At 56.8% G+C, this 23,880-nt stretch carries 25 protein-coding genes; 11 read left to right on the top strand and 14 right to left on the bottom strand.

Going from position 1 to position 23,880, the window contains the following annotated elements; translation table 11 throughout:
* Positions 1-368: 368 nt before the first annotated feature.
* Complete coding sequence (locus tag AAH446_RS14025; protein WP_463322818.1) at positions 369-1,247, bottom strand: U32 family peptidase; 879 nt, start codon at positions 1,245-1,247, stop codon at positions 369-371.
* Between the two features lie 8 nt (positions 1,248-1,255).
* A complete protein-coding gene (ubiU, locus tag AAH446_RS14020; protein WP_342907306.1) occupies positions 1,256-2,251 on the bottom strand; it encodes a ubiquinone anaerobic biosynthesis protein UbiU in 996 nt (331 codons plus the stop codon).
* 202 nt (positions 2,252-2,453) lie between these two features.
* Between ubiU and ubiT the strand changes: the two genes are divergently transcribed.
* Both ubiT and AAH446_RS14010 read left to right on the top strand, forming a co-directional pair.
* Positions 2,454-2,981: a ubiquinone anaerobic biosynthesis accessory factor UbiT gene (ubiT, locus tag AAH446_RS14015; RefSeq protein ID WP_342907305.1), complete on the top strand. Its 528-nt coding sequence runs from the start codon at positions 2,454-2,456 to the stop codon at positions 2,979-2,981.
* Positions 2,975-3,478 (top strand): GNAT family N-acetyltransferase, encoded by a 504-nt coding sequence (locus AAH446_RS14010; RefSeq protein WP_342907304.1) that lies wholly within the window; start codon positions 2,975-2,977, stop codon positions 3,476-3,478. Before ubiT ends, AAH446_RS14010 begins: the two co-directional genes overlap by 7 nt.
* On the opposite strand, the gene AAH446_RS14005 is transcribed toward AAH446_RS14010, so the two are convergent.
* Positions 3,465-3,770, bottom strand: a complete 306-nt coding sequence (locus AAH446_RS14005) for a GIY-YIG nuclease family protein (protein WP_342907303.1) — start codon at positions 3,768-3,770, stop codon at positions 3,465-3,467. The genes AAH446_RS14010 and AAH446_RS14005 overlap by 14 nt on opposite strands.
* Positions 3,771-3,892: 122 nt before the next feature.
* Between AAH446_RS14005 and AAH446_RS14000 the strand changes: the two genes are divergently transcribed.
* Positions 3,893-4,327 carry a YhbP family protein gene (locus tag AAH446_RS14000; protein ID WP_342907302.1) on the top strand — a complete coding sequence of 145 codons (435 nt, stop codon included), beginning with the start codon at positions 3,893-3,895 and terminating at the stop codon, positions 4,325-4,327.
* A 70-nt stretch (positions 4,328-4,397) separates the two neighbouring features.
* Here the strand turns inward: AAH446_RS14000 and AAH446_RS13995 are convergent, their stop codons facing one another.
* Positions 4,398-4,916: a type 1 glutamine amidotransferase domain-containing protein gene (locus AAH446_RS13995; protein ID WP_342907301.1), complete on the bottom strand. Its 519-nt coding sequence runs from the start codon at positions 4,914-4,916 to the stop codon at positions 4,398-4,400.
* Positions 4,917-5,074: 158 nt separating this feature from the next.
* Between AAH446_RS13995 and AAH446_RS13990 the strand changes: the two genes are divergently transcribed.
* Positions 5,075-5,710 carry an NAD(P)H-binding protein gene (locus AAH446_RS13990; RefSeq protein WP_342907300.1) on the top strand — a complete coding sequence of 212 codons (636 nt, stop codon included), beginning with the start codon at positions 5,075-5,077 and terminating at the stop codon, positions 5,708-5,710.
* A gap of 36 nt (positions 5,711-5,746) precedes the next feature.
* Here the strand turns inward: AAH446_RS13990 and nrdG are convergent, their stop codons facing one another.
* From nrdG to AAH446_RS13975, 3 genes are all read right to left on the bottom strand, one after another.
* Positions 5,747-6,214 (bottom strand): anaerobic ribonucleoside-triphosphate reductase-activating protein, encoded by a 468-nt coding sequence (gene nrdG, locus AAH446_RS13985; RefSeq protein WP_342907299.1) that lies wholly within the window; start codon positions 6,212-6,214, stop codon positions 5,747-5,749.
* Complete coding sequence (gene nrdD / locus AAH446_RS13980) at positions 6,211-8,349, bottom strand: anaerobic ribonucleoside-triphosphate reductase (RefSeq protein WP_342907298.1); 2,139 nt, start codon at positions 8,347-8,349, stop codon at positions 6,211-6,213. Before nrdD ends, nrdG begins: the two co-directional genes overlap by 4 nt.
* Before the next feature lie 322 nt (positions 8,350-8,671).
* Positions 8,672-9,412, bottom strand: coding sequence for a 3-oxoacyl-ACP reductase family protein (locus AAH446_RS13975; protein ID WP_342907297.1), 741 nt, complete (start codon positions 9,410-9,412; stop codon positions 8,672-8,674).
* A 107-nt stretch (positions 9,413-9,519) separates the two neighbouring features.
* On the opposite strand from AAH446_RS13975, the gene AAH446_RS13970 reads away from it, so the two are divergent.
* Both AAH446_RS13970 and AAH446_RS13965 read left to right on the top strand, forming a co-directional pair.
* Positions 9,520-10,158, top strand: coding sequence for a TetR/AcrR family transcriptional regulator (locus AAH446_RS13970; protein WP_342907296.1), 639 nt, complete (start codon positions 9,520-9,522; stop codon positions 10,156-10,158).
* A 96-nt stretch (positions 10,159-10,254) separates the two neighbouring features.
* On the top strand, positions 10,255-12,828 hold the full coding sequence (locus AAH446_RS13965) for a DEAD/DEAH box helicase (protein ID WP_342907295.1): 2,574 nt from the start codon (positions 10,255-10,257) through the stop codon (positions 12,826-12,828).
* Between the two features lie 58 nt (positions 12,829-12,886).
* Here the strand turns inward: AAH446_RS13965 and treC are convergent, their stop codons facing one another.
* Positions 12,887-14,548, bottom strand: a complete 1,662-nt coding sequence (gene treC, locus AAH446_RS13960) for an alpha,alpha-phosphotrehalase (RefSeq protein ID WP_342907294.1) — start codon at positions 14,546-14,548, stop codon at positions 12,887-12,889.
* Positions 14,549-14,898: 350 nt separating this feature from the next.
* Here treC and AAH446_RS13955 point away from each other — a divergent pair, with 350 nt between their 5' ends.
* Complete coding sequence (locus AAH446_RS13955) at positions 14,899-17,286, top strand: beta-N-acetylhexosaminidase (protein ID WP_342907293.1); 2,388 nt, start codon at positions 14,899-14,901, stop codon at positions 17,284-17,286.
* A gap of 39 nt (positions 17,287-17,325) precedes the next feature.
* On the opposite strand, the gene ridA is transcribed toward AAH446_RS13955, so the two are convergent.
* The 5 genes from ridA to argF all read right to left on the bottom strand — a co-directional run bounded on the left by ridA (position 17,326) and on the right by argF (position 20,562).
* Positions 17,326-17,712, bottom strand: coding sequence for a 2-iminobutanoate/2-iminopropanoate deaminase (gene ridA, locus AAH446_RS13950; protein ID WP_342907292.1), 387 nt, complete (start codon positions 17,710-17,712; stop codon positions 17,326-17,328).
* A 169-nt stretch (positions 17,713-17,881) separates the two neighbouring features.
* Entirely contained in the window at positions 17,882-18,346 is a 465-nt protein-coding gene (gene pyrI, locus AAH446_RS13945; RefSeq protein WP_342907291.1) for an aspartate carbamoyltransferase regulatory subunit, read from the bottom strand.
* A gap of 12 nt (positions 18,347-18,358) precedes the next feature.
* The gene (pyrB, locus tag AAH446_RS13940) at positions 18,359-19,294 is read right to left on the bottom strand and encodes an aspartate carbamoyltransferase (protein ID WP_342907290.1); all 936 of its coding nucleotides are present in this window, start codon (positions 19,292-19,294) and stop codon (positions 18,359-18,361) included.
* Between the two features lie 11 nt (positions 19,295-19,305).
* On the bottom strand, positions 19,306-19,458 hold the full coding sequence (locus tag AAH446_RS13935) for a hypothetical protein (RefSeq protein ID WP_342907289.1): 153 nt from the start codon (positions 19,456-19,458) through the stop codon (positions 19,306-19,308).
* Between the two features lie 93 nt (positions 19,459-19,551).
* Entirely contained in the window at positions 19,552-20,562 is a 1,011-nt protein-coding gene (gene argF, locus AAH446_RS13930; RefSeq protein ID WP_342907288.1) for an ornithine carbamoyltransferase, read from the bottom strand.
* A 159-nt stretch (positions 20,563-20,721) separates the two neighbouring features.
* On the opposite strand from argF, the gene rraB reads away from it, so the two are divergent.
* Both rraB and miaE read left to right on the top strand, forming a co-directional pair.
* Positions 20,722-21,141, top strand: a complete 420-nt coding sequence (gene rraB / locus AAH446_RS13925; RefSeq protein ID WP_342907287.1) for a ribonuclease E inhibitor RraB — start codon at positions 20,722-20,724, stop codon at positions 21,139-21,141.
* Positions 21,142-21,215: 74 nt separating this feature from the next.
* Entirely contained in the window at positions 21,216-21,992 is a 777-nt protein-coding gene (miaE, locus tag AAH446_RS13920; RefSeq protein WP_342907286.1) for a tRNA isopentenyl-2-thiomethyl-A-37 hydroxylase MiaE, read from the top strand.
* A gap of 45 nt (positions 21,993-22,037) precedes the next feature.
* On the opposite strand, the gene AAH446_RS13915 is transcribed toward miaE, so the two are convergent.
* On the bottom strand, positions 22,038-22,538 hold the full coding sequence (locus tag AAH446_RS13915; protein WP_342907285.1) for a GNAT family N-acetyltransferase: 501 nt from the start codon (positions 22,536-22,538) through the stop codon (positions 22,038-22,040).
* 313 nt (positions 22,539-22,851) lie between these two features.
* Here AAH446_RS13915 and mchS3 point away from each other — a divergent pair, with 313 nt between their 5' ends.
* Together mchS3 and AAH446_RS13905 are read left to right on the top strand one after the other, a co-directional pair.
* A complete protein-coding gene (gene mchS3 / locus AAH446_RS13910) occupies positions 22,852-23,250 on the top strand; it encodes an MchS3 family protein (RefSeq protein ID WP_342907284.1) in 399 nt (132 codons plus the stop codon).
* A 22-nt stretch (positions 23,251-23,272) separates the two neighbouring features.
* Positions 23,273-23,542 carry a hypothetical protein gene (locus AAH446_RS13905; protein ID WP_342907283.1) on the top strand — a complete coding sequence of 90 codons (270 nt, stop codon included), beginning with the start codon at positions 23,273-23,275 and terminating at the stop codon, positions 23,540-23,542.
* Positions 23,543-23,880 lie beyond the last annotated feature (338 nt).

Here is a 23,880-nt window from a genome sequence, read left to right as displayed (position 1 = left end):
ACAGACGTGCAGATGCAGCAAGGCCGGACTGCAGGCGAACCATTGAGGTTAGCGCACCAATACATAGAAGCAGCCTAAACGATCTTACCGCGAAGAAATTGGCAGTTTGCAGCACTTTTCAGTTATGACGCGCCCGGCTGCGTTGTGTTAGCTGACAAACTCAGGGGCCAGACAGACCAGTATTACTCAGCATTTCTCAGAGTCAAACAGGATTCAGTTCCCTGCGGAAAAACGGTGGGATCCCGGCCCGGCTGAGTGGTTGCATCGCCTGAACCGGGGAGAGGAAATCCGCTGAGGCTACCGCGCAGGGCCGTTGATGGCATCTACTTTTGCGCAGCGCAGATAACGGCACAGCCTGTCGTCACGCGTTAGCTGACCAGCGCCAGCCCGGCGACCTGGCGCCAGTAGCCGTTACAGTGCTGGTGTGAGCCGAGGGTCAGGGGATGTTGGCCGGTTTCGTTGGCGCGAAAACGACCAACCATTGCCAGCGTCTCCTTACTGTCCGGCGACAGCCGCACGATATCCACCAGCCCCTGCATTGAGATCAGGTCATTGCCCAGGTTATAGCAATAGCCGCTCATGGTCTGAATCCCGTTCAGAACGAATACCTGCTGATCTTCCTGCGACCGGAGCGCCCGTCCCTGCGGCCAGTTGATGCAGCAGGTCTGACAGTCATCCTTACCCCGGTTCTCAGCCCTTGCCGTAAAGCAGCGGGCGGACCAGGCCAGCGGCAGATGGCCGTAGCTCAGGACTTCGACATCGAACTGATGACGAATACCCAGCGACTCGCACTGCGTCAGCAGGTTTTTCAGCCAGTCGCGCGACAGCTCCACCGGCATGCACCAGCGCACCATGCCCATTTTCAACAGCAGGCGCAGCGTGACGGCGTTATAACAGTTCAGCGCATGACCGGCCACAAAAGGCAGGCCCGCTTCCGCCGCCATATTTACCGTACCCATATCGTTTGCTTCGATCAGAAACTCACCGTTATCAACGTAGCGTTTCAGCTCAGTGAGCTCCGAGCCGGACTGCACCAGCGCCAGCGTACTGAGCACCACCTGCTTGCCGGATGCGGCGAGCTCTTTTGCCATCGCCAGCCAGTCCGCCACTTTGGTTGCGCGGCGTTTGCTACAGACAGCCTCCCCCAGATAAACGATCTCCGCGTCACTTTCCGCCGCAGCCAGATAAAAGTCCTGTAGCGTTTCTTTTGGCCAGTACCACAGTACCGGACCGATTGCATATTTCATGGGATATCCTACTGCCATTGACGATGATAGGCGCCCAGGGTGGTCTGCGTGCCCTCACTTAATGCGCTGAGCGCGCTCATCCAGTTTTGCTGAACGGTAAAGCGCTCAGGACTGGCCTTGCAGCGATCGATAGCCTGACGCCAGATGCGCGCAACCTGCCCGACGTAGGCCGGGCTGCGCTGACGCCCCTCGATTTTTACAGAAGCGATATTGGCCCCCAGCAGCTCGGGTAACAGCGCCAGCGTGTTCAGGCTGGTCGGTTCCTCAAGCGCGTGATAGCGGGCGTCCTCCACCTTGTAGCGGCCTTTACAGAGCGTCGGATAGCCGGCGTTCTCCTGGGCTTCATAGCGATCAATCAGCACCTCATTCAGCCTCGACTCCAGCCCCTGCGGCGTTTGCTGCCAGCGGACATAGCGGGCGGGAGAGCAGGCGCCTACGGTGTTGGGGGATTCGCCGGTCAGGTAGGAGGAGAGATAACAGCGCCCTTCGGCCATAATGCACAGGCTGCCGAAGGCGAAAACCTCCAGCGGCACGGTGGTGGTGCGGGAGAGCTGGCGTACCTGATGCATTGACAGCACGCGGGGCAGCACCACGCGGGCCACGTCAAAGTGGCGCTGGTAAAAATTGACCGCTTCAGCATTGGTTGCAGAGGCCTGCACAGAAACGTGCCGTTCAATATGCGGGTAGCGCTCCGTGGCATACTCCAGCATGGCGATATCCGCCAGAATCAGCGCGTCCACGCCCGCGTTTGCGGCCATATCAACCGCTCTCTGCCAGCGTTCATAGCCATCCGGATGAGCAAAAGTATTGATCGCAACGTGCAGTTTGCGTCTATGCTGATGCACGTAACGGGCCGCCTCCTGGAGGCGCTTTTCGGTAAAATTCAGACCGGCGAAATGGCGGGCGTTGGTGTCATCTTTCAGACCGATATAGACAGCGTCGGCGCCATTCTCGATCGCCGCCTTCAGCGCTGGCAGATTACCGGCGGGGCAAAGCAGTTCCATAACGAATTCCGGAAAACCTAAGGGCCGTTAAGTCTAGACAGGCTGGCGGTGACAATTTTTGATTTGAGGCAGCTAATCGCGTATTGATGAGAAATGGATTCAGGGTCATAACGCCATAAGTTCTTACGTTTTGTTGATCCAGCCGCCGGATGCAATTCGTCAGTATGGCAAAATAGCCGAAATTTATTGGTAAGGAGTGAAAATGGTGTTGAACCAGTTACGTGCGCAGCTTGTCCGCAAAGGACCCCAATATTTGCGCTTTCCGCTACGGTTTGCTCCCTTCGTGCTGAAGAAAAAGCTGCTGCAACAGCTGCTGGGCTGGCAATTTCATCATGCTCTTGCCGAAGGTGAGTTAGACTTCCTTGAAGGACGATGGCTTGGCATTGAAATCCGCGATCTCGGTCTGCGCTGGGCAACGACCCTGGAGCAGGGAACGCTGCGCGTTGAGGCGCGGGAAGCGGCGGACGTCTGGTTTCGCGGTGACGCGAACGATCTGCTGCTCGTGGCTGCCCGCAGAATGGATCCGGATACGCTTTTCTTCCAGCGACGTCTGGTTATCGAAGGGGATACCGAGCTGGGGCTGGAAGTGAAAAACCTTATGGACGCCATTGAACTTGAACACATGCCGGCACCGTTGCGCTTCGGACTCATGCAACTGGCTGACCAGGTAGAGAGAGGACTGACTGAGGACGCGACTTCCCCCGAGGATCGCGCAGGTGCATCATGTTAATTCGTACTGAAATAGGGGTGGATGCGGCCAGCATAGACAGTCTGTTGCGCCGGAATTTTGATACCTCTGCGGAAGCTGAGCTGGTTCAGCAGCTGCGTGAAGACGGGCTGCTGACGCTGGGCGTGGTGGCGACGGATGACGAGGGCCAGGTGCTGGGCTATGCCGCATTCAGCCCGGTGACGCTGAACGGTGAAGATCGTCAGTGGGTCGGACTGGCACCGCTGGTGGTCGATGAAAGCGTGCGCCGCCAGGGGCTGGGAAAACAGCTGATTTATGAAGGGCTGGATACGCTGAATGAGTTTGGCTATGCCGCCGTGGTGGTCATGGGCGATCCCGCCTGGTACGGTCGCCTCGGCTTTGAGCCGGCCGCGCGTCACCAGCTGCGCTGCCGCTGGCCGGGCACGGAAGCGGCTTTTCAGGTCTATAAGCTGTCCGATGAGGCGTTTAATCAGATTGAAGGTCAGATCGATTACGCCGCGCCGTTCAACCGTTCCTGAGTGCCTGAAGCCAGGCGCTCAGGGAAGCAGGCTGGTGGGTAACCAGCCTGATCTTATCCTGCCTTTTTAGCTGCTTGACCTGATATTCAAGCTTTGAGGCGCTGGCGCGATCGCCCGCCTCGCAGTGAAATATCAGCTCAAGCGGGCCTTTCCCACGCAGCGCCTTCGCCCCTTTTCCCGTCTGATGCTGTAAGAAACGCCTGGCCACATCATTGGTTATGCCGGTGTAAAGCACGCCGCTGGCGGTACGGACAATATAGAGCCGCCACAGGGCGGCTTCGCTGCTTTTCATTACTGCTTCTCTACCTCATCGCTCACTGTACTTATATAAGGCGAACGTTTCTCTGTTTCACCCTGCTGCTGGTCAACAGTCCCGGGCCTGTGGCACAGTGGCGGTTTACCAGGGAGGCCATTATGTCCGATTCCAGTTCGCTTGACGCTATCAGCCGCTATCTGAAAAAGCAGCACGTTCTCTCCCTCTGTAGCGGCAATCCTGTCTGGTGCGCCAACTGTTTTTATGTTTTTGACCCCGGGCGCGTCGCCTTCTGGCTGATGACCGAAAAAGAGACCCGGCATGGTCAGCTGATCGCAAACGATCCGCAGGTTGCCGGTACGATCAGCGGGCAACCTAAATCCGTTATGCTGATCAAAGGCGTTCAGTATGCCGGACGTATTCTCCTGCTGGAAGGGGAGGAAGAGGCGCTGGCGCGCCAGCGCTATATCCGGCGATTCCCCGTTGCCGCCAGGGCTTCTGCGCCGATCTGGGAGATCAGGCTGCATGAGCTGAAAATGACCGATAATGCCCTGGGTTTTGGGAAAAAGCTGAGCTGGGTACGTGAAGCACGCTGAGGGATCAAGGCGGGTTACTTTTTCACTATCATAAAAAAGAAAAAGCCGGGCGAACCCGGCTTATACAAGCTTATGCCGTCTCCAGGATACGTAAAGATTCCCGGTTAAAGGCGGGCAGATCGTCTGGTGTGCGGCTGGTAACCAGTTTATCGTTATCAACCACCACTTCTTTATCGTAAAAATCCGCGCCCGCATTCTTCAGATCGATGGCAATCGCTTTTACCGAAGTCATCTTACGTCCGCGTACGGCGTTGGCGCTGATCAGCAGCTGAGGGCCGTGACAGATAGCAAAGACGGGTTTGCCCAGCGCCATAAACTCTTTGGTGAAGTTAACAAAGCGGTCGTCTCCGCGCAGGCTGTCCGGTGAGTGGCCGCCTGGCAGCAGCAGCGCATCAAATTCATCCGCCTTGACGTGGTCGATATCTTTATCGATCTTAACCGTCGCCTTACCCTTTTTGCCGGTCACGGTGACGCCCGCTTTCTTATCAATGGTCACGACCTGGTGGCCCGCTTTGGTATAGGCCTCTGCGGGAGAGGTAAATTCTGAATCTTCAAATTCATCCGTAATCAGAACCGCAATCTTCTTCATTTTTCCTCCGGTGTTTATGTCGTTCAGTACCGCTAAGTGTGGTTGGTCATTCTGAAAAATCAAGGCAGCGGGGCCGTTCAGGCTAAGGATCGCGGAATCAGCTAATTGTTTCTCCGCGGCTCAGGAAGCAGCTAAACTGGTTGAAAAGGAGAGATTTTATGAGCCGGATTCTGATAACAGGTGCCACCGGACTGGTTGGCCGCCATCTGCTGCGAAAACTGATCGACGATCCGAGGGTCAGCGAAATTATTGCGCCAACCCGGCGGAAGCTACCGGAGATGGATAAGGTAACAAATCTTGTCGAAGACGATCTGACGGATTCACTGGGGCCGCTGAAAACGCCGCTGGACCTGGTCTTCTGCTGCCTGGGCACTACGCGGCGTGAGGCGGGATCTAAAGCTGCTTTTGTTCACGTTGATTACACGCTAGTGGTGGATACGGCGATAGCCGGTCAGCGGCTCGGCGCGAAACATCTGCTGGTGGTCAGCGCCCATGGCGCTAGTACCCGTTCTCCCTTTTTTTACAATCGGGTAAAGGGCGAAATGGAAAATGCGCTGACGCAGGAGCAGTGGCCGCGCCTGACGCTGGTCCGGCCCTCGCTGTTGCTGGGCAATCGCGAAAACAAACGCAGCGGAGAATCCTTTATGGCGCCGCTTTTTAAGCACCTTCCGGGCAACTGGCGGGCCGTGTCGGCAAAAGATGTGGCGGCGGTAATGATGCGGGAGGCGTTTTCACCGTGCGGGCAGAGCCTGAATATCATTGAGTCCGGTCAGATCCCACGGGAAGAGGGCTGATCGCTGCTGGCGCTACGCCGCATCAGAGCCTGAAGTTTACTTTCGCAGGTAGTGAATAACCTGATTGCTGCTGCCGCGCCAGGGTAACGAGGGATCTTTCAGGGCCTGGATGAACTTCCCGTCTATGAGTACGTCCACCAGCTTTACCACTTCCCGCTGGGCGGCGGTGAGCCCATCCAGCTGATAGCCCGTCCACATCCAGATATCCTTCCCCGGACAAGCCCGCCGTACCCGCTTTACCAGCCTCAGCACGTCCGGCACGTTGGCCGGATGCAGCGGATCGCCGCCTGAAAGTGACAAACCCTGGCGGGGGATACGGCGGTCGGTGAGATCGGCAATCAGCTGCTCCTCATGCTGCACGGTAAACGGCGTGCCGGAATTGAGCCGCCAGGTGCTTTTGTTATAACAGCCCTCACACTGATGCTCGCACCCGGCGACAAACAGCGTGCAGCGGGTTCCCGGCCCGTTGACAATGTCGACCGGGTAATACTGATGAATATTCATCCCAGCTGGCCTGTCGCCATATGTTTGACGCGGCGCTTCACCTCTTCTTGCTTACCGGCGTTGAAGGGACGGGCGTCGGGGCTGCCCAGGTAGCCGCAAACCCGCCGGGTTACCGACACGCGGGCCGCATCATGGTTACCGCATTTCGGGCAGGTGAAGCCTTTGCTGGTGCACTCAAATTCTCCGCTGAAGCCGCACTCGTAGCATTCGTCGATGGGCGTATTGGTGCCGTAGTAGGGGATGCGGCTGTAGCTGTAGTCCCACACATCCTCCAGCGCCTTAAGGTTGTGCTGGATATTGGGATACTCGCCGTAACAGATAAAGCCGCCGCTGGCGATTGGCGGATAGGCGGCCTCAAAGTCGATTTTGTCGTAAGGATTAACCTTCTTCTCCACGTCCAGATGGAAGCTGTTGGTGTAGTAGCCTTTATCGGTCACGCCGGGCACCACGCCAAACTCTGCGGCATCCAGACGGCAGAAGCGGTCGCACAGGTTCTCGCTTGGCGTACTGTAGAGGCTGAAGCCGTAGCCGGTCTCCTCCTTCCAGCTGTCCACGGCCTCCCGCAGACGGGTGACGATAGCCACGGCTTTATCACGCAGCGCGACGTCATCATAGAGATGGGTTTCTCCGCCGCACAGCGCGTTTATGGTTTCGTGCAGGCCGATGTACCCCAGCGAAATAGAAGCGCGCCCGTTTTTAAAGATCTCCGCCACGTTATCGTCCGCCTTGAGCCTGACGCCGCAGGCACCTTCCATATACAGGATCGGGGCAACGCGGGCCTTTACATTCTCCAGCCTGGCAATCCGGGTCATCAGCGCTTTTTTCGCCAGCAGCAGACGGCGGTCCAGCAGCGCCCAGAAAGCCGTTTCATCCCCCGCTGTTTCCAGCGCGATTCTCGGCAGATTCAGGCTGATAACGCCAATATTATTGCGGCCTTCATGCACAAGCTCGCCATTTTCCTCCCAGGTGCCGAGAAAGCTGCGGCAGCCCATCGGCGTCTTGAACGAGCCGGTAACCTTCACCACCTGCTCGTAGTTAAGGATATCGGGGTACATGCGCTTGCTGGCGCACTCCAGCGCCAGCTGCTTGATGTCGTAATTCGGATCGGCCGGCGAGCGGTTCAGTCCCGCTTTAATGGCGAACACCAGCTTGGGGAAGACCGCCGTTTTATGATTTCTGCCCAGGCCTGCGATGCGGTTGCGCAGGATGGATTGCTGAACCAGCCTCGCGGACCAGCCGGTGCCGAGACCAAAACCGAAGGTCACGAACGGCGTCTGCCCGTTAGCGGTATGCAGCGTATTCACCTCATACTCGAGTGACTGGAAGGCGTCGTAGCACTCTTTCTCCGTCCGGGTGTGCGCATAGGCGTCGGCGTCGGGGATACGCCACTCTTCAGCGATGGCCCGATGTTTCTGCCAGCTGGCTTCGACGAAAGGCGCCAGCACCTCGTCGATGCGGTTAATGGTGGTGCCGCCATAGATGTGGCTGGCTACCTGAGCGATGATCTGCGCCGTCACGGCGGTCGCTGTGGAGATCGATTTTGGCGGTTCGATCTCCGCATTGCCCATTTTAAAGCCTCTGGTCAGCATGCCCTTCAGATCGATCAGCATACAGTTGAACATGGGGAAGAAAGGGGAGTAGTCGAGATCGTGATAGTGGATCTCGCCACGCTCGTGCGCCAGCACCACATCACGCGGGAGAAGATGCTGCGTGGCGTAATGCTTCGCCACAATACCCGCCAGCAGGTCACGCTGGGTGGGGATCACCTTGCTGTCTTTATTGGCATTTTCATTCAGCAGCGCGGGGTTACTCTGCTCGACCAGACCGCGGATCGCTTTATTAAGGTTGCCGCGCAGCTCGCGGGCAATATCTCTGTCGTGGCGATATTCAATATAGGTCCGGGCCAGCTCGGGGTAGGGGCCAGTCATCAGCTGGTTTTCAACCGCGTCCTGGATATCATGGATATCCACGCTTTCCTGCGGCTGAAGCTGCTGACAAATCTCGCGGGTAACGCTGCTACAGTACAGGCTGTCGTCAATACCGGCCGCACGGGCCGCACCCCGGACGGCGTCGTGAATGCGCGCTTCATCAAAAGCCACCTTGCAGCCGTCCCGTTTTATCACCCTGGAAACCATTACCTTTCCTCGCGCTAATTGTCTATATGTAGGTATACACAGACATAGTAAGCGCTATATATAGGGTTTTCTCCTTTTATAACTGCGAATTTATTGACCTGAAACAAAGATTAAAAAAGGGCGCAGCAAAGTTAATCAGTTGCGATTAGGCTGTTCTGCAAGGGCGCAGCCAGACAGGCGACTGGCGCGAGGTGGATTAGCCTGCGGCTTACGGATGCGTTAGCGGGTGAGAAAGTAGTAGCCAGCCTTTGCAGAAAGCAGAAGGCTGGGCAGAGTCAACGCGGATTCGCGCTTTAACAGGCTTAAGGATGGAGATGGCTTCTCAGGCGTTAATACCGCCGTCAACGTTCAGGCTGGTGCCGGTGATTTGGCGGGCTGCCGGACTGGCGAGAAAGGCGACGGCGGCAGCCACATCTTCCGCCTGGCCATAGTGCCCAAGCGCAATATATTGCCGCTGGGCTGCTGCGCCTTCGCCTTCCGCAGGATTCATATCGCTGTCCGTCGGGCCGGGATGGACCAGATTCACCGTAATGCCTTTAGGCCCCAAATCACGCGCCAGCCCGCAGGTAAAAGCGAGCAGGGCTGATTTGGTCATCGCGTAAACACTGACGCCCGGCATCGGTACACGTTGAGCCAGACAGCTGCCGATATTGATAATTCTTGCGCCTTCGTTCAGGTGCGGCAGGGCGGCCTGGGTGGTCAGCACCACGCCGCGCACGTTAACGTTCAGCATAATATCAATATCCTCTGGCGCCATCTCTTCCAGCGGACCCCCGCGCGCCACGGCGGCATTATTGACCAGAATATCCAGCCCACCCAGCGCAGCCAGCGTCTCCTTAACGGAGCGGGAGATATCTTCCGTGACCGCCGTGCTGGCCTGAATAGCCACGGCACGGCGACCGAGCGCCTCAATTTCCGCCACTACAGCCGCCGCCTTCTCCGACGATTTTTCATAAGTAATGGCGATATCCGCGCCATCAGAGGCCAGCTGAAGAGCGATAGCACGACCCAGTCCCCGGCTGGCGCCGGTAATCAAAGCACGCTTTCCGATCAGTGATTTCATGGTAAACCTCATTTATGTGTCGATTGATACAGAAAGCATCCTAAGCGCGGTTGAATCAGGCCGTCAACCGGATTATTATATCGATCGACACAAAATAAGAGGCCGTAATGACATCAAGAGGCAGACCAAGAAATTTTGATCGTACAGAAGCACTGACCGCCGCTATGTTGCTGTTCTGGGAAAAAGGCTATACCGCAACCTCAATGGCCGACCTTTATCGTGTCATGGGCATCAGTTCGCCAAGTCTGTACGCGGCGTTTGGCAGTAAAGAAGATCTCTATCTGGCCGCTATTGAGCACTACGCTCAGCAAATCGCCCCACACATCTGGCAGCCGCTTGAGGCCGCGCCCACCGCCCGGGAAGCGGTTGAGGCCTGGCTGATCCGCTCGGCTGAAACGCTCACCCGCGACGGTTTTCCACCCGGCTGCATGGTCACGCTTTCCGGCGTCGCCAGCGAAGGGAACGACAGACTGGGTGAGGTCGTTATTCGTTCCCGCTATCAAGGCCTGCAGCTGCTAACGGCACGTCTTAAGCGCGGCGTGGCGACAGGTGAACTGCCGCCGGAAACGGATGTTGCGACACTGGCCCGGCTTTACGTCAGCCTCCAGCAGGGGATGTCGCTGCAGGCGCGGGACGGGGCCGGCAGTAAGGTGCTGAAGCAGGTTGCCCGCCTGGCGATGCATCTCTGGCCGGAGACGGCGTCACAGGAGGAATGCCGGACATTTCCGGAAAATTTGCGCGCCTGAAGGCTCAACACGGTTGCATAACAGGTAAAGGAATTCATATTATTGCCTGTTATGCGGAGCAAACATGGCGTTGCTCAGGTCCCGGGATACTCTCTGATGCCTTCTGTGACATACAATGAAAAACAGGTAAGCCGGTGGATCGGTGCGCGTACCGTCGCCAGAGCGAAAGGCCTGGTGGAAAAAGCGCAGAATATTCACTGGGAAAATAACCTGCTAACCGGTGAAGTCCCCGGCAGAAAAATCGAACCTTTCCAGGTTATCGTCCATTTCAGCCAGCCTCAGGGTCAGCTGCACGCCAGCGGTGAGTGCACCTGCCCGGTGAAAAACAACTGTCGCCATGTGGCGGCGGTGATGCTGGCGTGGCTGCAGCGACCACAGACCGGCCCGGCTGACGCTGCGGCCGGCAGCCTCAGCGTCGAACCCATACCTTTCCTCCGGCTGGAGTCCCGCGCGAAATTTATCAGCGGGTTTGGCCGCTACGGCCACCGGCAGAAGCGGCTGGACTTTGCTTCCCTGCATTTCGACTATGCGGGCGTCAGCATTGCGGCGGGCAGTCCCGGCGAGCGCTTCGCCGATGGCAAAGGCCGTCTTTTTCACGTCAGCCGCCAGCTGGAACGTGAACAGCGCTGGCTGCAGGAACTCAATGCTGCCGGTCTGAATACCATCCCCGCCGCGCATATCTATACGCCGGAATCCGCGCCGCTGCCGCCCGTTATTTTTGCACCGGAAATCGCCTCCGGCTGGCGGGATGTTATCCGCTCGACGCTGCCGAAGCTGCGCAGGCAGGGCTGGCGAGTCAGTATGGATGATGATTTCAGCTGGAATATCACCGAGATCAAAACGATAAACGGCCGGGCGGAACAGGAAGCGGATGGCGGGTTCAGGGTATCGCTGGCGGTATCGGTTGGCCGCAGGCAGCAGAACCTGCAACCTTTACTGGCTACGCTGTTTCAGCAGGATCGTCGCTGGTTTGCCGGCGATCTTTCGCTTATTCCCGACAATGAAGTGATTGAACTGCGTGGCGAACGCAACGAACGGCTGCATATCAGTGCCGGTACGCTGAAGCCCGTCGCCGGCAATCTGATCGATCTGTTTATGCAGGAAACCGGCACGCCGCTGCGGCTGCCCCCTTTTGAGGCGGGCAGGCTGACGGCGCTGAGCGATACCGGACGCTGGCAGTTCTTTGGTGAAAGCGGCGTGTATCAGCTGGCGGAACGGCTGCGCTCCAGCGAGGGTATACAGCCGGTTGCGCCGCCATCAGGTCTTCATGCACAGCTGCGCGATTATCAGCAGCAGGGCGTTAACTGGATGCAATTCCTGCGCGCGCACGATCTCTCCGGCGTGCTGGCCGATGATATGGGGCTGGGCAAAACTATCCAGACGCTGGCGCACCTGCTGCTGGAAAAAGAAGCCGGGCGGCTCGACCGGCCAGCGCTGATCGTGGTGCCGACGACCCTGGTGTATAACTGGATGCAGGAAGCCAGCCGCTTTGCGCCCGGACTCAGGGTACTGGCGCTGACCGGGCCTGAGCGTAAGGCGTTTTATGACAGCATCGGAGAATATGATGTCGTGCTGACGACCTACTCACTGCTCTGGCGCGATCAGCCGCAGCTGATTAGCTTCAGCTATCATCTTCTTATTCTGGATGAAGCCCAGTACGTGAAAAACAGCGCGTCGCGCGCCGCTTCCGTCATCCGCTCGCTCAAGTCCCGCCATCGCCTCTGCCTGACCGGAACGCCGCTGGAAAATCATCTCGGCGAGCTCTGGTCGCAGTTTGATTTTTTGCTGCCGGGCTTTCTGGGCAGCGAAAAAGAGTTCACCCAGATGTGGCGCATCCCCATCGAGCGCAACGGCGACCGGGTCCGGCGCGATCTGCTCGCCAGACGCATCCGGCCCTTTATGCTGCGCCGGCGCAAAATGGAAGTGGCAAAAGAGCTGCCGCCAAAAAATACCATCGTCCGCTCGGTGGCGCTGGAAGGGGCCCAGCGCGAGCTGTATGAGTCGGTGCGCAGCGCCATGCAGGATCGCGTCCGTCTGGCGGTCGAGCAGCAGGGCGCCGGGCGCAGCCATCTGCTGGTGCTTGAGGCGCTGCTGAAGCTGCGGCAGATCTGCTGCGATCCGCGTCTGGTCAGCCCGGATAAAGCGGTGAAGGTAAAGCATTCCGCTAAGCTGGCGCTGCTGCGGGAAATGCTCAGCGAGCTGCTGGCGGAAGATCGTCGTATTCTGATCTTTTCGCAGTTCACGACGATGCTGTCGCTGATCGCCGAAGAGTTACAGAAAGCGAAGATCCCTTTTGTCACGCTGACGGGAAGCACCCGGGACCGCAACGAACCGGTGCGTCGTTTTCAGGAAGGTGAGGTCCCCGTCTTTCTGATCAGCCTCAAAGCGGGCGGCGTCGGCCTGAACCTGACGGCGGCAGATACGGTGATCCACTACGATCCCTGGTGGAATCCGGCAGCCGAGAACCAGGCAAGCGATCGCGCCTGGCGGCTGGGGCAGGATAAGCCGGTGTTTGTCTATAAGCTGATTGCCGCAGGCAGTATTGAAGAGAAAATTGTGACTCTCCAGCAGCAGAAGGCTGAACTGGCGGGCGGTATTCTGGAAGAGGGACTGAGCGAACCCGGTCTTTTTACCAGCGCCGATCTTGCCGCGCTGTTCGAGCCGGTCTGAGTCCGGCCCGCCTGCAACCTCCTGAGGCGGGCCGGAGAGTGTTATCCTGCTGGGTTGGTCAGCTCCGCTTCTGGTACCACCACACGGCCTCCCAGGGACGCAGCATCACCTCACCCGGCGTCACATGCGTATCCGGATAGTTGCTTAACAGCACCTCCCAGTGGCCGCTGTAAGCGGGCGGATGCCAGACCTGAGTATCACCGCTGAAGTTGGTGGCGACCACCAGCGTCTCTTTCTCCATACGGCGACAGTAGCACCAGAGATAAGGGTGCTCAGGCAGCAGGTCGAGGTAATCACCCCAGGTCAGAATGGCATACTCTTTACGCAGCTTGATCAACTTCTGATAGGTATAAAACACCGACTGCTCATCGGCGACCGCCGCTTCAGCGTTAATGGTTTCGATATTATCGCTCATGCCGATCCACGGCGTGCCGGTGGTGAAGCCGCCATTTTCGCCCGCGTTCCACGGAACGGGCGTGCGCCCGTTATCACGGGATTTGCTGGCGAGAATAGCCAGCAGGTTATCGCTGTCGCGCCCCTGCGAACGCAGTTCGGCATACATGTTATGACTTTCAATATCACGATAGTCGAGGATGCGGGTAAAGTGGGGATTGGTCATGCCCAGCTCTTCCCCCTGAAAAATATAGGGCGTGCCCTGCATACCGTGCAGCACCATCGCCAGCATCTTCGCCGACTGAACGCGATACCGATCTTCATCGCCCCAGCGGGAGACCACGCGCGGCTGATCGTGGTTACACCAGAACAGGGCGTTCCACGCTTTGTTATGCATGCCCTGCTGCCAGTGGGTAAAAATCGCCTTCTGCGCCACCAGATCGAGCGGCGTCAGCGTCCACTTCTGCCCGTTATAGAAATCGACCTCAACGTGATCGAAGCTGAACACCATCGACAGCTCTTCACCGCTGAGGGCGCCGTAGCGCTGGCAGTGCTCCAGAGTGGCGGAGGACATTTCGCCCACGGTCATCAGCTCCCGCGGTTTGAACACGTCACGGCTCATCTCCTGCATATATTCGTGAATGCGGGGTCCGTCGGTATAGTAACGCAGCCCGTCGCCCGTTGGGTCATCAGGGAAATCCAGATCCTTCGAGACCAGATTCACCACGTCCAGCCGTAGCCCGTCGATGCCTTTATCCGCCCAGAAGTTAACAATCTGCTTCAGCTCGGCGCGCAGATTGTCATTTTCCCAGTTAAGTTCCGCCTGCTCCGGTGCCCACAGGTGCATATAGTACTGCCCGCTCTCGGGGTGCCAGCGCCACGCGCTTCCGCCAAACTTGGAAAGCCAGTTATTGGGTGGCACGGTAGGCGTGCCATCGCGCCAGATGTAGTAAGAGCGGTAAGGGCTATCACGGTCGAGCGCCTCATGGAACCAGTGATGCTGGGTTGAGCTGTGGTTAAAGACCATATCCAGGATCAGGCGCATACCGCGACGGTGAGTCTCCTCAACCAGCGTATCAAAATCGGCCATCGTGCCGAAGATGGGATCGATAGCGGTATAGTTGGCGACGTCGTAGCCGTTGTCCACCTGCGGTGAAATATAGAACGGCGTCAACCAGATGGCGTCCACGCCCAGCTTCTTCAGGTAGTCCAGCCGCTGAACCACGCCGGCCAGATCGCCCATGCCGCTGCCCGTCGTGTCCTGAAAGCTTTTGGGGTAAATTTGATAGATAACGCCGTTTTGCCACCAGGGTGGAGTTTTATTCATTGCTCAATCCCGTTATCAGGGTGAAAAGATCCGCCCGTTCCTGTGAAGATGCTTTGCTTTTTTAATCTCTTACTAAGGTTAGCTATTAACTCAGAAGGTGAAACCACCGCACCCACTCTACAGGTAAAAATTTTTTTCCGTCAGCAGCGGTATAGCCGCCACAGGCTGTTCTGTCTACCGTTTCACCGCGAACGTGATGCAAAAAAGTGAGAATAATCTGGCGTTAAGCCCATCACAAAATCGGAGAGCGCGGTGGCCGCCTGCCGTTTGTAACTTGATGTGTAACGCGAATTATGTTTTATGAAGGTCTGTGCGTTTTTTATCCCACGTTCCTTCAGGAGAGTGTTCCCTTGCCCAGGCCCCTGCGCTATACGTTGCTCGTCACCTCGCTGCTCGCGACTTTTGTCACCTCTGCCAGCCCCGCCGGAAATCTGCCGCTGATGCCCTGGCCCCAGCAGGTGACGCAGCCTGCCAGCGGGGGAAGTCTGGCGCTGGATAACCATTTTTCCGTCCGCGTTGACGGCGATAATCTGGATGAGGCCGTTATGCGTTTACGACAGCGCGTCGGTCTGCAAACGGGCTGGGAAATGATGCCACAGCCGGCCTCTCCGGCGAAGCCCACCCTGCTGATTGTGATACAGCAGCGCGTCGATCCGCTTCCGCAACCTGACAGCGATGAAAGCTACAGCCTGAAGGTATCCGCTGATGGCATCAGGCTGGAGGCCGCAACCCGTTTTGGGGCGCTGCACGGGATGGAAACGCTGCTACAGCTGGTGGAGAACACCCCAACGAACAGCGCGATCCCCTTGGTGGAGATCCAGGACAGCCCGCGTTTCCCCTGGCGCGGGATTCTGATCGATTCATCCCGGCACTTTATGCCGCTTGAGACGATCCGCCGGCAGATCGACGGCATCGCGGCGGCGCGAATGAACGTCTTTCACTGGCACCTGACGGACGATCAGGGCTGGCGATTCGCCTCGGAGCACTTTCCACAGCTTCAGGAGAAGGGCAGCGATGGTCTCTTCTATACCCAGCAGGAGATGAAAGCGATCGTTAAATACGCGGCGGATCGTGGCGTGCGCGTGGTGCCGGAGATCGATTTCCCCGGTCACGCAACGGCGCTGGCGGCGGCGATGCCAGAGTTGATCAGCGCGCCAGGTCCGTGGCAGATCGAGCGTGGCTGGGGCGTGTTCAAACCGCTGCTCGATCCCAGTAATGAAAAGGTTTACGCCTTTATCGATACGCTGATTGGCGAAGTGGCGGCGGTTTTCCCCGATCCCTGGCTGCATATCGGCGGTGATGAGGTAGACGCTTCTCAGTGGAAAGCGTCGGCAAAGATCCAGCGTTTTATGCAGGAGAAAGGCCTGAAGGATGAACATGCCTTACAGGTCTGGTTCAACCAGCGCGTGGAGAAGATCCTTGAAAAACATCAGCGCAAAATGGTCGGCTGGGATGAGATTGCGCATCCCGATCTGCCTCACAGCATCCTGATCCAGTCCTGGCAAGGGCAGGATGCACTGGGTGAAGTCAGTAAAGATGACTATCGTGGCATTCTCTCCGCCGGCTTCTATCTCGATCAGGCCCAGCCCGCGTCGTACCACTACCGCAATGAGGTCTATCCGTCGGGCCTGAAGGGGCAGGATCGGCTACAGCCGGGCGACATTACCCACAGCTGGTCATTCATCATGCCTCGTCTGAAAGGCAGCGCGGTAAAAGGCAGCTTTACGCTTATCCAGCAGGGCGACCGCTGGCGGGGCTTTGTTGATTTTGCCGGGAAGTCGCGGCGGATGGTGCGCGATATTACCTGGCTGTCGCCCGACCGCGTCACCTTCAGCGTGGATACCTGGATGGGCGTATTCAAACCGGTTGTCACGACGGGCGACAGCCTGAGCGGCTATATGCTGGTGGGCAATGTACGCTATCCGGTCCAGGGCAGCCGGCTGGAGAACGTCCCGGAAGGCATCCAGCCTACGGTTCCTGACGCGCAGCAGATGAAGGCTAACCTGTTAGGCGGCGAGGCGGCGCTCTGGGCCGAAATCGTTAATCCTCAGGTCATCGACAGCCGCCTCTGGCCCCGCGCCTTTGTGGTGGCAGAACGCCTCTGGTCGGCTCAGGACGTCACCAGTGAAGAAAATATGTACCGCCGTCTGGCGGCGGTAGACAGCTGGTCTGCGGTGTCGGTTGGCCTCCAGCAGCACGCTCAGGCGCAGCGGCAGATGATCCGGCTTGCCAACGGCAGCGACACCATCCCGTTGCAGATCCTGGCCGAAGCGCTGGAACCGGCGCAGTACTATACCCGCCAGCACCTGAAATTCCAGGCGGGACACTACGATCTGAGCGAGCCATTAAATCGCCTTGCGGATGTTCTGCCTGCGGAAAGCGATAAAGTGCGTAAGCTGAACCACCAGGTGGATGCGCTGATAAAAAACCGTGATGACCGACAGGCGATGCAGGCCGTGCGTCATCAGCTGCTGGCGTGGCAGCAGAACGTGCCGGCGGTGATGCCGGTGCTGATGCAGAACTATCAGCTGAAGCCGCTCCAGCCGGTCGCCCGGCAGGTTGCTGCCGTCAGCGCGATAGGGCTGTCGCTGCTTGATGCGATGGAAAGCGACACGGCTTTCGACAGTCAGAAGAAGGCGGCAATGCAGGATGCGCTGGATAAGGCGGCGGCCACGCAGGATGAGGTGGTGATTGCGCTGGTTTATCCGGTAGAGAAACTGCTGAGGGCAGGCAAATAGAGCGGGCCTCCTCTCCCGCCAGCGGGAGAGGAGAGCGCATCAGCGACGGACCGCGATCGCTTCGATTTCGATTTTCACATCTTTCGGCAGGCGCGCCACTTCCACACAGGAGCGCGCCGGGAAGCTGGCGTTATATTCGATGAAAAAGGCTTCATAGGCGGCGTTGACGGTCGCGAAGTCGTTCAGATCCTTCACGAACACGGTGGTTTTAACGATATCGCCTACGTTCAGGCCGGCGGCCTCGACGATGGCCTTCACGTTTTCCAGAGACTGACGGGTCTGTGCCGTGATGTCATCAGAGACGACGCCGGTCTTTGGGTTAACGGGGATCTGGCCAGAGGTGATGATCATGCTGCCGAGATCGACGCCCTGCACGTAAGGGCCGATGGCGGCGGGGGCGTTTTCAGTGCTGATTTCGCGAGTCATAATTTCTCCATGAACAACGTTCGATTCCGCGGACGCTGCTGCGCCCGGTGATTTCCGGCGGGGCGAATCACTTCGCCCTCTGTGAAAGGCGTTTATCAGCCTCGATAAACGCCGGCGAAGGCGGTGAGCACCGCCCGTTACCGCCTCATTATAAGCCGCGGTCCGGCGATTACCAGTTCGCCAGCACTACGTGATGGGCGAAGCCTTTTTCACAGTATTTACAGGTTAACTGCACGTCATCATTACGTTTTTTCACGGTAAAGCTGGAGTTGACCGGCTCGCTGCGGCTGATGCAGTTACTGTTCGGGCAGGTCAGCACCCGCTCAATCTGCTCCGGCAGCGTGGGGGCGATTTTCCCCACCACTTCATAATTATCAATGCGGTTAACCGTAGCGTGCGGCGCGTAAACGGCCAGCTGGTTGATCTGATCGTCCGTCAGGAAGGTGTTTTCGATCTTAATCAAATCCTTGCGGCCCAGCTCGCGTGACGGCAGATTCAGGCCAATGGTAATGCGCTGGTCGGTTTCCGTCAGGCGAAACAGCGAGAGCAGCTTAAAGCCGATCTGCGCCGGGATATGGTCGATTACCGTGCCGCGTTTGATCGCTTCGACCTGAAGTTTATTATCCTGCGTCATCTTCGTTCCCCCTTACAGAGCCAGTTCGCTGTTCAGCACCAGCGCCAGCAATGCCTGGCGCGCATAGATGCCGTTGCCCGCCTGCTGGAAATACCAGGCGTACGGCGTTTTATCCACGTCGGTGGTGATCTCATCAATTCGCGGCAGCGGGTGCAGCACTTTCATATTGTCACGTGCGCCAGCCAGATCCGCCGCACGCAGAATAAACTGCGCCTTAACGTTGGCGTATTCGGACGGGTCGAGGCGCTCTTTCTGGACGCGGGTCATATAGAGGATATCCACCTGCGGCACCACTTCTTCGATACTGTCGTGGCGACTCCAGATGATGCCTTTTTCATCCAGCATATCGGTGATGTAGGCGGGCATAGCCAGCGCATCCGGCGCAATAAACCAGAAGCGGTTGCCGTCGAACTTCGCCAGCGCCTGCGCCAGTGAATGGACGGTGCGGCCATACTTCAGATCGCCGACCATCGCCACGTTCAGGTTATCCAGACGGTGCTGGGTTTCCTGAATGGTAAACAGATCCAGCAGCGTCTGCGTAGGATGCTGATTGGCCCCGTCACCGGCGTTCAGGATCGGAATGCCGCCTGAAAACTCGGTCGCCAGGCGGGCGGCGCCTTCCTGAGGATGGCGCATCACGATGGCATCCACGTAGGTGCCGATAACCGAAATCGTGTCGGCCAGCGTCTCGCCTTTTTTACCCAGCGAGGTGTTACCGCCGTCGGCAAAGCCCACGACCGAGGCGCCGAGGCGATGCATGGCGGTCTCGAAAGAGAGACGCGTGCGGGTGGACGCTTCAAAGAAACAGCTCGCCACCACGGCGTGCTTCAGAAGCTCCGGCTGCGGGGTGGCTTTCAGGCTGGCGGCCGTATCCAGCACCAGTTCCAGCTCGTCGCGGTTCAGATCGTTAATCGAAATAATGTGTTTGTGATACAGCGGATTGGCCATCTTCACACCTCTTATGCGTGCCGGCTGGCGGAAAAACGGACAAAAAAAAGCCCCTCAACGAGGGGCTTCTTTTTACGATCGGTCATGCCGGAACAGGAAAAACGGCACTGCCCGCCTGTGGCGAGGCGCGTCAGTTCAGCAATGTTAACGGTACTCAGTTTCATGCGTTCTCCCGGCAAACGGAGGAGATTATACGCGTTCGGGCCACGGCAGCAAGAAAAAAACGCTGGCCGGGTAATCGTTTGCCCGCCGCGCGATCAGGGCAGTTTTGCCAGCGTCGCGACCATCACCGCCTTAATCGTGTGCAGCCGGTTTTCCGCCTGATCGAACACCACGCTATGGGCCGATTCAAATACGTCATTGGTCACTTCCATACCGCCATGCAGGTCATACTGCTCCGCCATTTGCCGGCCAAGCACGGTCTGATCGTCATGAAACGCGGGCAGGCAGTGCAAAAATTTCACCTGTGGATTGCCGGTCAGCGCCAGCATGGCGCTGTTAACCTGGTAGGCGCGCAGCAGGGCAATTCGCTCTTTCCACACCTCTTTTGGCTCGCCCATCGACACCCAGACGTCGGTATAGATGAAATCCGCGCCGTTCACGCCGTCGGCGACATCGTCGGTCAGGGTGATTTTACCGCCCGATTTCTCCGCCGCCTGACGGCATTCCGCCACCAGCGCCTCATCCGGCCAGCACGCTTTTGGCGCGACCAGACGCAGATCCAGCCCGGTCAGCGCGGCGGCTTCCATCATGGTATTCCCCATGTTGTTGCGCGCATCGCCCACGTAGGCAAGCGTCATCTGGCTGAACGCTTTTTCCGGCAGATGCTCCTGCATGGTCAGCAGATCGGCAAGCAGCTGGGTGGGGTGGAACTCATCGGTCAGCCCGTTCCAGACCGGCACGCCAGCATGTCCGGCCAGCGACTCAACCAGCGCCTGACCGTAACCGCGATACTGAATGCCGTGATACATCCGGCCCAGCACGCGGGCGGTATCTTTCATCGACTCTTTATGACCAATCTGGCTGCCGCTCGGGCCAATCCAGGTCACGTTGGCACCCTGGTCGTAGGCGGCAACTTCGAAAGAGCATCGGGTACGGGTCGAGTCTTTTTCGAAGATGAGCGCGATGTTTTTGCCTTTCAGGTGCTGAACTTCCTCCCCATTTTTCTTATCGGTCTTTAACGTGGCGGCCAGCGCCAGCAGCGCGGTTAGCTCAGCCGGGGTAAAATCGAGCAGCCTGAGAAAGTGGCGTTGATATAACTGACTCATAAAGCACTCCATAGGGTTATTATTGAATTTAAATTCAATCTAAACGTATGGATATGCATTTTCAACCCCGACGGCAATAAACTTTTCTATAAAGGTAGTGGCGGGATGGGCAGTGTGGGAAAATACTTGTCAAAGACGCCACACACAGAGGAACGGATCATGGCTAATGAAGCATTGCTGGAAGAGCAGCGTGAAGAGACGCGGCTGATTATTGAAGAGTTGCTGGATGACGGCAGCGATCCCGATGCGCTTTACACCATCGAACACCACCTCTCCTGCGACAGCTTCGACGCGCTGGAAAAGGCGGCGGTGGAAGCGTTCAAGCTGGGTTATGAGGTTACCGAGCCTGAAGAGCTGGATCTGGAAGATGGCACCAAGGTGATGTGCTGTGACATTCTCAGCGAAGGTGCGCTGAATGCCGAACTGATCGACGTGCAGGTTGAGCAGCTGATTGATCTGGCAGCGAAGTACAACGTGGATTATGACGGCTGGGGCACCTACTTCGAAGATCCGGACGCTGAAGATGAAGATGACGACGGGGAAATGATTGATGATGAGGATAACGGCATCCGTCACTAACCGAACCGGCCGGGGAGGCGAGAACGTCCCCGGCATTTTATAACCCTAACGCTTGCAACGGATCGTTTTCCCGCATGAATACCGACCACCTCCTCGCCCCCATTCACGCTTTCCTGCACTGTAAAACCCCTCTGGCCTGGACAGAAGAAGCCCGCAGGCCGGAAAATTTGCCGCTGCTGCTGACCGACCACCTTGTCTGTGAACTGAAGGCGGCGCAAACGGCTATGTGGCTTATCCGCAAATACGTGGCGGACAAAGAGAGCGGCGACGCGCTGCTGGCCTGGCTCAGGCCGTGGGAACAGTTTGTCCACAGCGAAAACGCCGATCTGGCGTTTCTGGAACAGCATAAAGGGCTGTCGAAAGCGATCGGCAGCCGGGCGGAAGTGCCCTACGGCGAAGAGCTGGTCGACAAAATGGTGCTGCTGATTAAAGAAGAGCTGCACCACTTTTATCAGGTGCTGGAGATCATGCAGGCGCGGGGCATTCCCTATATCAAAATCACCGCCAGCCGCTACGCGAAAGGGCTGCTGCGCGAAGTCACCACGCACGAACCTCAGACGCTGGTGGATAAGCTAATCTGCGGTGCCTATATTGAGGCGCGCTCCTGCGAACGCTTTGCCAGCCTGGCCCCGCACCTGGATGCGGAGCTGGCCGCGTTTTACGTCTCGCTGCTGCGTTCGGAAGCGCGGCACTATCAGGATTACCTGGCGCTGGCGGCGGAGATTTCAGCCACCGACATCAGCGCCCGGGTGAGAAAAATCGGTGAAACGGAAGCGAAGCTGATTCAGGAACCGGACAGCGAACTGCGCTTTCACAGCGGCGTCCCGGCCTTCCGCTCAGCGACCGCGTAAAGCGCCAGGGCGGAGCAGAATAAGGCCGCGTTCTGATGTCGCGGGCTATAAAGCCCGCAGCATGGTCACTTCACAATCCACATGGCCGGTGCTGCCCAGCGGGCCATCAATATGCGCAAAGCCCAAATGCTCATAGAGACGAATGGCGCGGGTCAGCGTGGCGGTCGTTTCCAGGTAGCAGTGGGTGAATCCCCGCTCGCGGGCGTAATCCATCGCCTGCATCGCCAGCTCTCTGGCCATGCCCATACCGCGTACGGCTGGCATAAAATACATTTTTTGCAGCTCGCAGGTGCCGTCATCGCCGCCCTGAAGCGGCGCAACGCCGCCGCCGCCGACAACCTTTCCCTCCAGTTCAATCACCCAGTAGGCACTGTTGGCTTCGCTGTAGCGCTCAAACAGGCGATCGAGATCCGGGTCGGAAACCGTGAAGCCTTTATCGGCGGTCAGGCCGAATTCAGCGGAAACGATGCGGATGACCTGGGCGATATGCGGATTATCCGCGGCCTCAATGGGCCGGACCCGCAGATGGGTTGGAAGCGTTGTCATGGTTCTGTGCCGTTCATTTTCTGATCCAATGGCAGTGTAATACCATCGCCAGCGGCGGGATGCAATCTTGTACCGGTACTGAAGGTTTCAAAGGCCGAATGCATTGCAGCTTAATAAAGTGAGGCAGTACATTTATTCATGCCCGAATTAGTGGACTGTCAACGTTTTAGGGTAATCAATAAAATCCTTGACAAAAGTGCGTGATTTGAGGAATTCTACAGAAAAACACCTGCAAACATATATTTTCTTCTCCCATTATTACTATTAAATGTAAGGGGGGAGTTACTTAAATTTTGATGGCGGTGGTGAAAATATGTTTTTAACGCGATTATCTTTTCTTTTAATAATTTTTTGTGGAAGCTGTTACGCTAATATTTCTGAAAGTGATGTTAATAAATTATCTCAAGTAAAAACTTTTTCAATAGGATTAAATGGATTTGCAGGCAGGACATCTGAAGGGGAAAAACTCTATAAAAAAATATCAAAAGAGCGCAATGCTATAAAAAAATTCAAAACTATACTGGAATCAGATCAAGCCACTCCTGAGGCAAAGCTTTATGCATTGTGCGGCCTCAAAGGGAAAAACATAGATGCCAATTACCTGATGAAATTCCATCGCGTTGAAAGAAGCGCTTCCGTGCTTAAAGGCGACATATTAAGAAAGTTAGTGTTCCCAGAGGTGTATGAAACTATTCTTAGTAAAGGATGTTAACTGTAAATAAAAGGAGATTTATATGCAAAATATCAGCGAGATAGAGGAATGTTTTATAGCAGGTGGAATGAATCTTAAAGGGTTGAGCGGTTCTGCTAACGTCATTGATCAGCGGGGGACAGACAATGGAAGCTGGATAGATGCCAACGGGGCTTGCTGGGTTCCGGGCACCGACAGTATTACCATGTTCCCGGCGGGAGGAGGAGTATCCTACGAATTTAGTTTTGATGCTTTCGATAGCCTGATGGGATTTCTAAAAAAATCCCGTGAAGGAGGAGGCGGGCCGCTTTGATTCAGAAGAAATAAAAAATCACAAACGGGAGTTATGGCTGGAAAGCTAATTTTTGTCTTTATTCATTTTTTATCATTACGCTTTATTTATAATCTATTATCATCAGCCGACTCTGTATTGGCCTCTTTTTTTCAGGTGCTAATCGCATTCTCAGTCGGACAACTTACTGTTAATATATTTCTGATTTTCCTTTATAATTATATTGTGGCTTCCGTTTAAAAGAAAAGACACGCTCCGTGTTCTGGTGGGACTTTATTCAGAAGTTTTTTGATGGCAAAGAAAAAGCCCGGTGAATTGATCACCGGGCTTTGATGCTGATGGGCGACGGAAAATGGATT

Origin of the sequence: Erwinia psychrophila (assembly GCF_039023475.1) — a bacterium.
GTDB lineage: Bacteria > Pseudomonadota > Gammaproteobacteria > Enterobacterales > Enterobacteriaceae > Erwinia.
Note: the sequence above shows the minus strand (reverse complement) of the source record. Positions and strands in the feature narration are given on the sequence as shown.

Coding starts and splice junctions, on each gene's coding strand:
- AAH446_RS14025 (WP_463322818.1), bottom strand. CDS start 1,247: ATGAAATATGCAATCGGTCCGGTACTGTGGTACTGGCCAAAAGAAACG.
- ubiU (WP_342907306.1), bottom strand. CDS start 2,251: ATGGAACTGCTTTGCCCCGCCGGTAATCTGCCAGCGCTGAAGGCGGCG.
- ubiT (WP_342907305.1), top strand. CDS start 2,454: ATGGTGTTGAACCAGTTACGTGCGCAGCTTGTCCGCAAAGGACCCCAA.
- AAH446_RS14010 (WP_342907304.1), top strand. CDS start 2,975: ATGTTAATTCGTACTGAAATAGGGGTGGATGCGGCCAGCATAGACAGT.
- AAH446_RS14005 (WP_342907303.1), bottom strand. CDS start 3,770: ATGAAAAGCAGCGAAGCCGCCCTGTGGCGGCTCTATATTGTCCGTACC.
- AAH446_RS14000 (WP_342907302.1), top strand. CDS start 3,893: ATGTCCGATTCCAGTTCGCTTGACGCTATCAGCCGCTATCTGAAAAAG.
- AAH446_RS13995 (WP_342907301.1), bottom strand. CDS start 4,916: ATGAAGAAGATTGCGGTTCTGATTACGGATGAATTTGAAGATTCAGAA.
- AAH446_RS13990 (WP_342907300.1), top strand. CDS start 5,075: ATGAGCCGGATTCTGATAACAGGTGCCACCGGACTGGTTGGCCGCCAT.
- nrdG (WP_342907299.1), bottom strand. CDS start 6,214: ATGAATATTCATCAGTATTACCCGGTCGACATTGTCAACGGGCCGGGA.
- nrdD (WP_342907298.1), bottom strand. CDS start 8,349: ATGGTTTCCAGGGTGATAAAACGGGACGGCTGCAAGGTGGCTTTTGAT.
- AAH446_RS13975 (WP_342907297.1), bottom strand. CDS start 9,412: ATGAAATCACTGATCGGAAAGCGTGCTTTGATTACCGGCGCCAGCCGG.
- AAH446_RS13970 (WP_342907296.1), top strand. CDS start 9,520: ATGACATCAAGAGGCAGACCAAGAAATTTTGATCGTACAGAAGCACTG.
- AAH446_RS13965 (WP_342907295.1), top strand. CDS start 10,255: ATGCCTTCTGTGACATACAATGAAAAACAGGTAAGCCGGTGGATCGGT.
- treC (WP_342907294.1), bottom strand. CDS start 14,548: ATGAATAAAACTCCACCCTGGTGGCAAAACGGCGTTATCTATCAAATT.
- ridA (WP_342907292.1), bottom strand. CDS start 17,712: ATGACTCGCGAAATCAGCACTGAAAACGCCCCCGCCGCCATCGGCCCT.
- pyrI (WP_342907291.1), bottom strand. CDS start 18,346: ATGACGCAGGATAATAAACTTCAGGTCGAAGCGATCAAACGCGGCACG.
- pyrB (WP_342907290.1), bottom strand. CDS start 19,294: ATGGCCAATCCGCTGTATCACAAACACATTATTTCGATTAACGATCTG.
- AAH446_RS13935 (WP_342907289.1), bottom strand. CDS start 19,458: ATGAAACTGAGTACCGTTAACATTGCTGAACTGACGCGCCTCGCCACA.
- argF (WP_342907288.1), bottom strand. CDS start 20,562: ATGAGTCAGTTATATCAACGCCACTTTCTCAGGCTGCTCGATTTTACC.
- rraB (WP_342907287.1), top strand. CDS start 20,722: ATGGCTAATGAAGCATTGCTGGAAGAGCAGCGTGAAGAGACGCGGCTG.
- miaE (WP_342907286.1), top strand. CDS start 21,216: ATGAATACCGACCACCTCCTCGCCCCCATTCACGCTTTCCTGCACTGT.
- AAH446_RS13915 (WP_342907285.1), bottom strand. CDS start 22,538: ATGACAACGCTTCCAACCCATCTGCGGGTCCGGCCCATTGAGGCCGCG.
- mchS3 (WP_342907284.1), top strand. CDS start 22,852: ATGTTTTTAACGCGATTATCTTTTCTTTTAATAATTTTTTGTGGAAGC.
- AAH446_RS13905 (WP_342907283.1), top strand. CDS start 23,273: ATGCAAAATATCAGCGAGATAGAGGAATGTTTTATAGCAGGTGGAATG.